9 protein-coding genes are annotated in these 11626 nt (G+C 74.4%); 2 read left to right on the top strand and 7 right to left on the bottom strand.

Going from position 1 to position 11626, the window contains the following annotated elements:
* Positions 1-9: 9 nt before the first annotated feature.
* From IG69_RS0113855 to IG69_RS0113835, 5 genes are all read right to left on the bottom strand, one after another.
* Complete coding sequence (locus IG69_RS0113855) at positions 10-564, bottom strand: hypothetical protein (RefSeq protein WP_157577592.1); 555 nt, start codon at positions 562-564, stop codon at positions 10-12.
* A gap of 201 nt (positions 565-765) precedes the next feature.
* Positions 766-1440, bottom strand: a complete 675-nt coding sequence (locus IG69_RS0113850) for a DUF1989 domain-containing protein (RefSeq protein ID WP_030528762.1) — start codon at positions 1438-1440, stop codon at positions 766-768.
* Positions 1437-2216, bottom strand: a complete 780-nt coding sequence (gene gntA, locus IG69_RS0113845; protein WP_211251014.1) for a guanitoxin biosynthesis heme-dependent pre-guanitoxin N-hydroxylase GntA — start codon at positions 2214-2216, stop codon at positions 1437-1439. The genes IG69_RS0113850 and gntA overlap by 4 nt, the downstream gene beginning before the upstream one ends.
* Positions 2217-2322: 106 nt before the next feature.
* Positions 2323-3450 (bottom strand): barbiturase, encoded by a 1128-nt coding sequence (gene bar / locus IG69_RS0113840; RefSeq protein ID WP_030528760.1) that lies wholly within the window; start codon positions 3448-3450, stop codon positions 2323-2325.
* A gap of 12 nt (positions 3451-3462) precedes the next feature.
* Positions 3463-4398 (bottom strand): carbamate kinase, encoded by a 936-nt coding sequence (locus tag IG69_RS0113835; RefSeq protein WP_030528759.1) that lies wholly within the window; start codon positions 4396-4398, stop codon positions 3463-3465.
* A 201-nt stretch (positions 4399-4599) separates the two neighbouring features.
* On the opposite strand from IG69_RS0113835, the gene IG69_RS0113830 reads away from it, so the two are divergent.
* Positions 4600-5535, top strand: coding sequence for a DMT family transporter (locus IG69_RS0113830; protein ID WP_030528758.1), 936 nt, complete (start codon positions 4600-4602; stop codon positions 5533-5535).
* 101 nt (positions 5536-5636) lie between these two features.
* On the opposite strand, the gene IG69_RS0113825 is transcribed toward IG69_RS0113830, so the two are convergent.
* Both IG69_RS0113825 and IG69_RS0113820 read right to left on the bottom strand, forming a co-directional pair.
* Positions 5637-7136: a carboxyl transferase domain-containing protein gene (locus IG69_RS0113825; protein ID WP_030528757.1), complete on the bottom strand. Its 1500-nt coding sequence runs from the start codon at positions 7134-7136 to the stop codon at positions 5637-5639.
* Positions 7133-8329, bottom strand: coding sequence for a CaiB/BaiF CoA transferase family protein (locus tag IG69_RS0113820; protein WP_036830179.1), 1197 nt, complete (start codon positions 8327-8329; stop codon positions 7133-7135). The genes IG69_RS0113825 and IG69_RS0113820 overlap by 4 nt, the downstream gene beginning before the upstream one ends.
* Before the next feature lie 334 nt (positions 8330-8663).
* Here IG69_RS0113820 and IG69_RS0113815 point away from each other — a divergent pair, with 334 nt between their 5' ends.
* Positions 8664-11576, top strand: a complete 2913-nt coding sequence (locus IG69_RS0113815; RefSeq protein ID WP_030528755.1) for a M36 family metallopeptidase — start codon at positions 8664-8666, stop codon at positions 11574-11576.
* Positions 11577-11626 lie beyond the last annotated feature (50 nt).

Genomic DNA, 11626 nt, shown 5'->3' with positions numbered 1-11626 from the left:
GGCGGGGAGTCAGAGCGGGAGGAGACCGTCCGTCCGTGCGCCGAGGAGCCCGCTCCACTGGCACCCGGTCCAGAGCTCCAGCCGGGCGGGGTCACGGGGCGAGGTGTACCAGCCGGCCGGGAGCGGTGTCGGCAGGGGAGCGGCCCGGACCTCCCCGGACGGCCGGAGGTACCAGAGGCCCGAGAGGTCCCAGTCGACCGAGCGACCGCGCCGCGGGCCGTGGCCCCACCACCACGCGGCGGACCGGGGACGCGATGTCGTGTAGCCGAGCTCGATCTCCGCCACGAGCGAGCGCCCCCACCGTCGGACGAGCAGGACCACACCCAGCGCGGCCAGGACCATGGCGCCCATCCCGACCGCGGTACCCGCCGTCGGGTCCAGCCCGCGGGTCGCCGCCGGCAGACCGAAGGCGCCGCCGGCGAAGAACGCGACCACCCCGAGCACGACGTGGCGCAGGGTCCTCGCGGAGGCCGGCCGCACGGTGACGGCCGGCGGCGCCACCGGGACGTGCGGCGGCCGGGTGCGGCGCAGGGTGCTCGCAGGCTGCGGCGTCCCGGATGACATCGGCTGAGGGCCTGAGGTGGTCGTCACGCGCGCCAGCATCGTCGGACGGCCGCGGGCGCCGCAGCCGCTCCGACTCCGACCGTCCGTTCGACCGACCCCGAGCCCCGCTCCTCCGCGAACGCGTGTGAAACCGCCGGGCTTCCCCGGCGGTTCCACACGCGTTCGCGAAAGGGGGGCGGGAGAGAGAGGGGGAGTCGCGGGTCAGCGGGGGGCGGCGTCGACGCAGTAGTCGATGGGGGTGCAGCGGCCGTTGTTCGACTTCTCCGCCGAGCAGGCGGTGACGGCGGCGACGAGCGGCTCGCGCGCCTCGATGGTGAAGCGGTCGCCCGGACGGGTCGGCGGCGGGTCGATGTGCAGCTCACCGCGCTCGTCGGTCCAGACGTCCATGAACACGTTGAGCGTCACCCCGACCCGGTCCGCGTCGACCCCGTACGGCTCGAGGGCGCCGACGATGTTCGCGAAGCAGCTGGGGTGCGGGGCGCCGTCGAACTCGGGGTAGAGGACGTCGAAGGTCGCCTGGCTGCACGGGGTGAGGGTGAGGTCGTGGACCCCGACCGTGTCGTCGACGACCTCGGCGAGGATGCCCGAGCGGTTGCTCCAGAGCATCGAGCCGGTCGAGACGTAGATGCTGTTGCCGAAGTCCGTCGTCCGGCCGGACGAGAACTGCTCCGCGACGTCGTCGGACCGCACGAGGTAGAGGTCGCTCACCTGCTCGCCGCACGGGTCGAGGAGGGTCAGCCGGTCACCGGGCGCGAGCTCGACGGCCACGCCGGTCTGCGGGCCGATGCGGTGCCACCCGTCCGCGGGGCCGTCGACCCCGCCGGCGTACGGCGGCGGCGCGGAGGCACGGGGGAAGCGGGTGCGGGCGGGGTTCATGCGGGCTCCTCGACGGGGGCGGGCTGCGGGGTGGAGTGCGGGGCGAAGGGCGGGGTCCAGTCGGCGGGCACGGCGCGGCCGGAGTACTGGCGGGCCTCGGACGCCGTGCCGTGGTCGGCGACCATCGGGTTGACGCCACCCTGGAGGTCGGTGTCCCGTCGTCGGATGGTGTCACGCATCCGCTGGTAGCGGCCGTCGGCCCGCAGGCGCTCGAACTGGTCGTGCAGGTTGAAGACGAGGGTCGGCACGGGCGCGCGGCGCGCGATGCGGGAGGCGCCGGGGTGCAGGCCGACGACGAAGAACGGGGTGCCGCCGTGGCTGAAGGCGAAGTGCGGGTCGCCGGGGTCGGCCGCGACGTGGCCGGGCCAGGGCCGGTCGTCCTGGGCGTGCAGGTGGCGCAGCGCCGCCCACAGCTGCTCCTCGAAGCCGCGCTCGTCGGCCCGCGGCCCCCGGAAGCAGACGACGAACGAGACGAGGTCCCCGTCGGGGTCGGCGGCGGCCGCGAACGACCGCAGCCGCCGGCCCAGCTCGTCGAGCGACCCGCCGGGCCGGTCGTCGGTCAGGTCGTCGAGGACGTGCGGAGTGACGGCATCCCGACGGAACACCGACCGGGCTCCCAGACAGGGGTACTCGGGGTGGGCGACCATCTCGGCGAGGGCGTCGATGACGGCGGTGTCCGGGGCGGTGGCGAGCTCGTCGGCGCGCGAGGGGTCGAGCAGCCCGGGCGGGGGCGCCGGGGGAGGGGTGGGGGACGGCGAGGATGCGGTGTGGCTCACCCGCGGCCGGTACCCCATCCGTCCCCGGTCATGCGTCAGCGCCCCGGACGTGCAGGAGCCGGCCCTGCCGTAGGGGGTGCAGGGCCGGCTCCGGTCCGGGGGTGCGTCAGGCGCGGTAGCCGGTGGGCTCGTCGCCGAGGTCGATGATCGCCGCGACCGGGCCGCCGCCCTCGGGGCCCTGGTGGGCGGCCGAGACGGAGACGAACACGGCCGGGTCGCCGGTGACCGACGCGGTGACGCCGCCGACGCAGGACTTGATCTGGCGGTGCCAGTGCACGTCCGAGTCGTCGAGCATCGCGTTGCGGCGGCCCTGGACGGTGCCGTCCTGGCTCGCCTCGCATTTGAGGAAGACGTTGACGAGGCGGCCGCCGAGGTCGCTGCGGTGCGGGCGCTCGGGCAGGTCGAGCCCGGCGTCCTTGATCGCGGCCCAGATGCCGTCCTGGTCGAGCGCGTCGTTCATCACCGAGTGGCCGATGCGGTAGCGACCGCCGACCCCGCGGGCGTTGCCGACGACGACGACCTGCGCCTGGTCGAGCTCGACGCCCGAGGAGCAGGACGCGACCGAGGAGTACAGGTCGCGGTTGTGCATCACGTCGGCGTCGGTCGGCATCTCGATCTCGCCGAGGGCGACGGCGATGCCGAGCGCGGTGCAGCCGTTGGAGAGGTCCATCGACTCGTGCGTGTGCTCGGTCCAGACCTTCTGGCCGCGGGACTTCGCGTCGCGGATCGTGTGGATGGTGAGCAGCGGCGTCTTCGTCTGGACGTAGTGGACGTCGGCCGGGTCGGTGATGCCGGCCCGCTCCATCGCGACCTTGACCGCGGCGGCGACCTTCTCGACCATCGGCAGGTAGCCGATCTCCTCGGGGGCCAGCTGCTCGCTCATCGCGAAGCCGACGGTGAGGCGCGGCTCGTCGGTCTGCGGCGCCTGCTCGGCGGGGACGGTCGCGAAGACGGTGGCGTGGGGGCTGATGACGCCGTCGGTGCCGCCCGACCAGACGATCGGGATCTCCTTGACCTTGGCCGGGTCGGCGCCCTTCTCGACGAGGATCTCGCGGAAGGCGCGGTCGGCGATGATGCGCGTGTAGTCGTTGACCCCGCCGTTGCCCTCGGTCTTCCCGATGACGGCGATGACGCGGCCGGCCTCCATGACGCCGGCGTCGATGAGCTTGCCGAGCTCGGAGGCGTCGGAGACGGTGTGCAGCGGGACCTTGCGGACCTCGATGGCGTCGGGCACGGGATGTTCCTCTCAGTCGGGTTCGACGACGGTGCCGAAGCCGCCGTCGACGGCGTCGGTGATGTGGGTGAGCGAGGTGATGACGCCGCGCGGTCCTCCGGCGGCGACGAAGCGCGAGACGGCCTCGACCTTGGGGCCCATCGAGCCGGACGCGAACTCGCCGGTGGCGGCGAGGTCGTGCAGCTCGGAGAGGGTGACCCGGCCGAGGTCGCGCTGCTGCGGGGTGCCGAAGCCGACCGCGGCGTGGTCGACGTCGGTGGCGATGACGAGGACGTCGGCGCCGAGCGAGCGGGCGAGCAGCGCGGCGGTGAGGTCCTTGTCGATGACGGCCTCGACGCCGCGCAGGGTGCCGTCGGCGTCGCGGACGACGGGGATGCCGCCGCCGCCGGCCGTGACGACGACGTAGCCGGCGTCGAGGAGCGTGCGGGCGGCCGGGACGTCGAGGACCTCGAGCGGCTCGGGGCTGGCGACGACCCGCCGCCAGCCGCGCTCGCCGCGGTCCTCCCACACCTGGCCGTGCTCGACCATGCGCCGGGCCGCGTCGGCGTCGACGTAGCGGCCGACCGGCTTCGTGGGGTGCGTGAAGCCGGGGTCCTCGCGGTCGACGAGCGTGCGGGTGACGAGGGCCGCGACGGGCCGCGGGGTGCCCGCGGCGGCGAGGGCGGCGTCGAGCGCGTCGAGGATCGTGAAGCCGAGGGTCCCCTGCGTCTGGGCGCCGCACCAGTCCAGCGGCACCGGCGGGACGACGTGGGCGGCGAGCTCGTTCTTGACGAGCAGGTTGCCGACCTGCGGGCCGTTGCCGTGCGTGACGACGACCTCGTGGCCGGCCGCGACGAGGCGGGCGGCGGCGCCCATCGCCTCGGTCACCGCGGCGATCTGCGCGGCGGGGGTCGCGCTGCCGTCGGGGCCGGTCATCGCGTTGCCGCCGAGGGCCAGGAGGACCCGCATCCGTCACCTCGCTCCCTGATCCGCCGGACGGGGTGCCCGGGAGACCGACCCTAGGGAGCCGGGACGCGGCCCCGCGTTGGCAGGTTCTGCCCAAGGGCGGGCCGGGCGTTGGCAGTCCGACGTCGACCGCCGGTGTCTCGTCCCTCGACATCTCGCGGGGCCGGTGGTGGCCGCGGGGCGCGCGTGGTCCACGCTGTGTCCATGACCGACCGGACGTCCGACCGCACCTGGCTCGTCGCCCTCGCCGCCTCGCTCTGGGGCCTGTCCTCGCTGTGGCGTGGACCGCTCGCCGCGGAGTACCCCGCCCTCGCCGTCGTCCTGTGGGAGCACCTCGTCCTCGTGGTGCTCACCCTGCCGTGGCTCGTGCCCGCGCTGCGGCGGCTGCGGACGACGTCCCTGCGCACGAAGGTGAGCGTCGTCGTCATCGGCGCCGGGTCGTCGGCGCTCGCGACGACCCTGTTCACGGCGGCCTTCCGCACCGGCGACCCGATCACGCCGCAGGTGCTCCAGAAGCTCCAGCCGCTCATCGCCATCGCACTCGCGGCATTGCTGCTCGGCGAGCGGCTGCGCCCGGTCTACGCGGTGTTCGCCGTGCCGGCGCTCGTCGGGGCGTGGCTGCTGGCCTTCCCCGACCCGCTGGCCGTCAGCGTCTCGAGCGCCATGGCAGCGCTGCTGGCCGTCGGCGCCGCGGCGCTGTGGGCGGCGGGGACGGTGCTCGGGCGCGCGGCGTCCGCCGAGCTGCGCTTCTCGGACCTCACGGCGCTGCGCTTCGCCTTCGGCCTCGTGACCCTCGCGGTGACGGCCGGGCTGACCGGCACGCCGGTGCTGCTCGGCTCGGACGCGGTCGTCAACATCCTCCTGCTGGCCCTCGTGCCGGGGCTGCTCGCGCTCGTCCTGTACTACCGCGCGCTCGGGCGGACGCCCGCGTCGCGGGCGACCCTCGCCGAGCTGGCCTTCCCGCTGTCGGCGGCGCTCGTCGGCGTCGTGTGGCTCGGGGCGAGCCCGAGCGCGACGCAGTGGCTCGGCTTCGCGGTCGTGCTGGTGTCCGTCGTCGGGCTGGCGCTCAACGAGCAGCGCGCGCGGCGGCCCTCCGTCGTCGCACCCGCGCGCGCCGAGGACGCCCTGCCCGTCGCCTGACTTCCTCGGGGGTTTTCCGACTTCTTGCGAGTTCCGCCGCTCGACACGCCGCTGACGCGGCGCGTCGAGCGGCGGAACTCGCAATCAGTGGGGGACGGGGGTCAGAGGGCGCGCCAGCGGTCGTGGCGGGCGGTGAGCCGGGCCGCGTCGTCGAGCGCCGCGAGCTCGGCCAGCTCGTGGCGGACGGCCTGCGCGAGCCGGCGGCAGAACGCCTCGGGCTCGTCGGCGGCGTCGGGGTGCTCGGCCACGACCCGGTCGACGATGCCCGCGCGCAGCAGGTCGAGCGAGCGCACGCGCTGCTGGTCGGCGAGCTCCGGAGCGCGCTCGGTCGTGCGGTGAAGGATGGCCGAGGCACCCTCCGGCGGCAGCGGCGAGAGCCAGGAGTGCTGCGCCGCGAGCACGCGGTCGGCGGGCATCAGCGCGAGCGCCCCGCCCCCGGTGCCCTGTCCGAGCAGGACGCAGACCGTCGGCACGGGCAGCGTGACGAGCTCGGCGATGCACCGCGCGATCTCGCCGGCCAGGCCACCCTCCTCGGCGGCCTTCGACAGGGCGGCGCCGGCGGTGTCGATGAGGCTGACCAGCGGCAGCCCGAGCTCGGTCGCGAGCTTCATCCCGCGCCGGGCCACCCGCAGCCCGGACGGCCCGAGCGGCGCCTCGAGCGCCTCGGCCCGGCGGTCCTGGCCGAGGACGACGCACGTCGCGCCGTCGAAGCGGGCGAGCGCGAGGAAGAGACTGCGGTCCCACTCGCCGGCGCCGGTGCCGAACAGCGGCAGCACGTCGGACGCGCCGAGCCGCAGCAGGGCGCGGATGCCCGGCCGCTCCGGGCGGCGGGAGCGCGTGACGGAGTCCCAGGCCGGGACGTCCGCGAGCGGTTCCTTCGGCACGTCGGGCACCGGGGTCAGCTCGCGCGGCGCCGCGAGGATGTCGAGGAAGCGGCCGGCGATCTCGGTCAGCGCCTCGACGGGCAGCACGGCGTCCAGCAGGCCGTGGGCGTAGAGGTTCTCGGCGACCTGCACGTCCTGGGGGAAGGGCTCGCCGTACAGCGCCTCGTAGACGCGCGCGCCGAGGAAGCCGATGGTCGCCCCCGGCTCGGCGACGGTCACGTGGCCGAGCGACCCCCACGACGCGAGGACGCCACCGGTCGTCGGGTGCCGCAGGTAGGTGATGTACGGCAGCCGGGCGGCCTTGAACGCGGCGACGGCGCCGCTGATCTTCACCATCGTCACGAAGGCCGGCGTGCCCTCCTGCATCCGCGTGCCGCCGGAGGAGGGCGCGGCGAACAGGGGCAGCCGCTCGGCCGTGGCGCGCTCGAAGGCGGCGGTCACGCGCTCGGCGGCGGCCCGGCCGATCGAGCCGGCGAGGAAGCGGAACTCGCCGACGACGACGGCGACCCGGTGCCCGCCGATGCGCCCCTCGCCGGTGACGATGGACTCGTCGGTGCCGGCGCGCTCGGCTGCTGCGGCCAGCTCGGCGGCGTACTCACTGCCGGGCTCCGCGACCCTCAGGGGCGCCTCGTCCCACGAGGTGAAGCTGCCCGGGTCGAGCACGGCGTCGAGCAGCTCGTGGGCGCCGGGCCGGCGCGCCCGCGCCTCGGCGGTCACGGGCGGCCCCCGTCGGCCGCGTCGGCCGCGTCCGCCTCGTCGAGCCAGGCACGGACCGTGGCGTCGTGCTCGCCGAGACCGGGGGGTGGCTGGTGGGTGTCACGACCGCCGCCGAAGGCGTTGTCGTCGAACCGGATCGGCGGACCGGGCAGCTCGATGCGCCCGAGCACTGGGTGCTCGACGTCGATGACGAGTCCCTGCGAGCGGGTCTGCTCCCAGTCGTAGACCTCGTCGATGGAGCGCACCTTGCCCGACGGGATGCCGAGCTCGGCGAGCCGGGCCAGCAGCTCCTCGGCGCGCCACGACGCGAAGGCGGCGTCGATGACCTCGACGAGGTGTACGCGGTTGCCGACACGGGCGGAGTTGGTGGCGAGCAGGGGGTCGGCGGGGTCGATGTCGAACGCCTCCGCGAAGCGCACCCAGAGGCCCTGCGAGCCGACGGCCACCTGCACCGGGCCGTCGCTCGCGTGGAAGAGACCGTACGGCGCGAGCGACGGGTGGTGGTTGCCCTGCGCCCGACCGACCTGTCCCGCAACGGTGTACGCGGTGCCCTGGAAGGCGTGCACTCCGACGACCGAGGCGAGCAGCGAGGTGCGCACGACGCGCCCGCGGCCGGTCAGCTCACGCTCGCGCAGGGCGGTGGCCACCCCGAACGCGCCGTGCAGCCCGGCCAGCAGGTCGCCGATCGGCACGCCGACGCGCTGCGGCTCGTCGGGCCCGGTGCCGGTCACCGACATCAGGCCGGCCTCGCCCTGGGCGATCTGGTCGTAGCCGGGGCGGCCGCCCTCGGGTCCGTCGTGGCCGAACCCGCTGATGGCGAGGACGACGAGCCCGGGGTTGAGCTCGTGGAGGCGCTCGACGTCGAACCCGAGCCGGTCGAGGACACCCGGGCGGAAGTTCTCGATGAGCACGTCGGCGTGGCGCACGAGGCGGGTCAGCGTCTCGCGGCCGTCGTCGGACTTGAGGTCGAGGACGATCGACTCCTTGTTGCGGTTGCACGAGAGGAAGTACGTCGACACGGGGTCGTCCTCGGGACCGACGAAGGGCGGTCCCCATCCGCGGGTGTCGTCACCGGTCGGGGACTCGACCTTGACGACGCGGGCGCCCATGTCGCCGAGGAGCATCGCAGCGTGGGGGCCGGCGAGGGCGCGCGAGAGGTCGACGACGGTGATGCCGTCCAGCGGTCCGGTCACGGGTGGGGCTCCTCGGTGCTCGGGGCGGTGCGCCGACGGGGTGGGGCGTCGGCGTCTCGTCAACCTAGCCGCCGGGAGGAGGGCACCCATCGTCGTCCCGAGCCCGTGAACCGGCCGATCCGCTGGCACCTTCTGCCAGTCCGGCGGCCGGCGGACCCGGGCGCTGACGAAGACTTGACCAAGACTTGGTCTCTCACAGGTTCTTCTCAGGAGCTCCAGCGGGTTGGGTGGACGGCACGCGACGGGGCCGGGGCAGGGGCCGTCGTCCGCCGGGACCCGGTGGACCACGGAGCCCGGTGCTTCCCGTGGCGACCCCCCACCGAGGAGCATCCGGATGAGACGCAGGAACCCAGCGACCCGCGCGGTCGCGACCGGCCTGACCGCCGCCGTCGCGCTGAGCCTGGCGGTGACCGCCCAGCAGGCGGCCGCCGCCGAGGAGGGGCCGGCCGACATCGTGTCGACCCCGCCCGGCGAGAGCGACCACGACCACGGCCTGCCCGACCTCGACACGCGGACCGGCTCGGCCGCGCCGTCGTCGGCACAGCGTTCGTCGGCGCAGCGCTCGACCGACACCGGGCGCGCATCGGGTGCGAAGTCGGTGACCTGGAACCGGTTCGGTGCGCCGGCCAGCTACGTGCTCGACGGCACCTCACCGGTCGCGCGCGGACTCGCGAAGGACCCCGAGACCGCGGCCCGCGACTTCCTCGCCGGCGAGCGGGCGGCCTTCGGGCTGACGAGCGACCAGCTGGACGACGTCGAGCTCGTCGGCACCAACCGCATCGGCGACGCCACCGTCGTCCTGCTGCGGCAGACCTTCGGCGGTGTCTCCGCGGGCCTCGACGGCATGGTCGCCGTGGCGGTCCAGAACGGGTCGGTCCGCTACGTCAGCTCGACCTTCACCCCCGACGCCGCGGCCCCGGCCGCCGCGAAGGTCTCGGAGAAGGCGGCCGTCGCCGCGGCGGCCCGCAGCGTCGGCGCCGACGCCGGGTCACTCGTCTCGGAGCGCACCGAGGAGGTCGCGGTCCCGGTGCCCGGCAAGGACCCCCGGCGTGCGTTCCGCGTCGAGATGGTCGTCGACGCCGAGACCGCGTACAGCATCCACGTCGATGCCGTGACCGGGAAGGTCATCGCCCGCGAGAACCTCGTCGACGCCGACAGCGACAACCCGCGCTGGAAGGTCTTCACCGGCACGCCGCTGACCGACCGCTCCTCCACCGACACCCGCAGCACCTTCTGCTGGGTCGCCGCCGAGGGGTGCGACGAGGTCGTCGCGAGCCCGGCCTCCCCGAAGGCGTGGGACGTCGACCCCTCGACGAACATCAGCACGTTCACGACGAACGGCAACAACGCGCTGACCTACGAGCAGTGGCGTACGACGCCCGGCCTCACGGCGACCCCGAAGGCCGACCGCAACTACGTCTACGACTGGACCAACGTCTGGCAGACGAGCAGGTGCGACCCCGCCGCGTACTCCAGCCCGACCCGCAACGACATCGACGCGGCGACGGCCAACCTCTTCGCGATGCACAACCGGATGCACGACTGGTCCTACCGGCTGGGCTTCACCGAGTCGGCGTGGAACCTCCAGCGCGACAACTACGGCAAGGGCGGCACGGGCGGTGACCCGGAGGTCGGGCGCGCCCAGTCCGGGGCGCAGGTCGGCCTGCGCAACAACGCGAACCAGCTGACCCTCGGCGACGGCGGCACCGTGTACTCGAATATGTACATGTGGCAGCCGGTCGCGGGCTCGTTCTATGCCCCGTGCGTCGACGGCTCGTTCGACATGTCGGTCATCGGCCACGAGTACGGCCACGCCATCAGCAACCGGATGGCGGGCGGCCCCGTCCAGGGCCTGTCCGGGCTCCAGGCCGGCGGCATGGGCGAGAGCTGGTCGGACCTCATGGCGATGGAGTACCTGCAGGAGAACGGCTACGCGCCGCTCGGCGGCGAGGCGACCCCGATGGGCGCCTACGTCACCGGAAACCCGCAGCAGGGCATCCGCAACTACAACATGGGGCAGAGCCCGCTCAACTACTCGAACGTCGGCTACGACCTCACCGGTCCGCAGGTGCACGCGGACGGCGAGATCTGGTCCGCGACGAACAACGACATCCGGGCAGCGTTCATCGACCGCTACGGGCTCGGGGACGCCGCGACCCAGAAGGCCTGCGCCGACGGCGAGCGCGCCGCCGCGCAGTGCCCGGGCAACCGGCGCTGGATCCAGCTCGTCTTCGACTCGTGGCTGCTCATGCCGAGCGGCGCCGTCTCGATGGTCGACGCCCGCGACCGGATGCTCGCCGCCGACCTCCTGCGCTTCGGCGGGGCCAACCAGGACCTGCTGTGGAACGCGTTCGCCGCCCGCGGCCTCGGACAGGGCGCGACCTCGGCGGGTTCCGGTGACACGCAGCCTGTCCCGAGCTTCGCCTCGGCGTACGCGAAGGACGCGACGCTGCGGTTCAGCCCGACCGACGAGGAGGGGCGCCCGGTCGTCGGCGCGAAGCTCTACGTCGGCGAGTACACGGCCCGCTCGCGCCCGGTGGCCGACACCGACCCCGCGAGCGCGCTCGGTGACACGTTCTCGATCGCCCCGGGCGAGCGGACGTACACCGCGTGGGCGCAGGGCCACGGGCAGGTCCGGGTCACGCTGACCGCCAAGCCGAACCAGACCCGCAACCTCCCGGTCAAGCTGCGCGACAACCTCGCCAGCACGGCCCGCGGGGCCACCGTGACCGGCGAGGGCGTCAACCTCGGCAAGCTCGTCGACGACGACGAGGGCACGACGGCGACGACGGTCGACCGCCCGACGGCGGCGCAGAAGGCGTTCACCGTCGACCTCGCCGGTGGCCGCCAGGTCGTCCGCCGGGTCCAGGTCAGCTCCCTGCCGGAGCCCGGGGTCGTCGGCCGCTTCCAGGCGCTGCGCCAGTTCCAGGTGCTCGCCTGCGACGCCCGCGGCCGGGTCGACTGCTCGCGCGACGCCGACTACCGCCCGGTGTGGACCTCGCCGGCCGACGCGTTCCCCGCCGGGGTCCCGCGGCCGACGGCGCCGGCGCTCAAGATGCGCTCGTTCGACATCCCGCAGACCGCGGCCACCCACCTGCGGTTCGTGGCCGTCGCCAACCAGTGCCAGGGCGGACCGGCGTACGCCGGTGAGCAGGACAACGACCCGGCCAACGCGACCGACTGCGCCACGAACTACAGCGGCGCCGAGAAGGTCGGCATCTCGGAGGTGCAGGTCTTCCGCCGCTGAGGCACCTCTCATCCCCGGAGTCGAGTGCGGAAGTGGTTGCCCTGGGCGCC

The organism is Phycicoccus jejuensis, from assembly GCF_000720925.1.
Taxonomy (GTDB): domain Bacteria; phylum Actinomycetota; class Actinomycetes; order Actinomycetales; family Dermatophilaceae; genus Phycicoccus; species Phycicoccus jejuensis.
The sequence above is the reverse complement of the archived record's forward strand: the minus strand, read 5'-3'. Positions and strand labels throughout refer to the sequence as shown.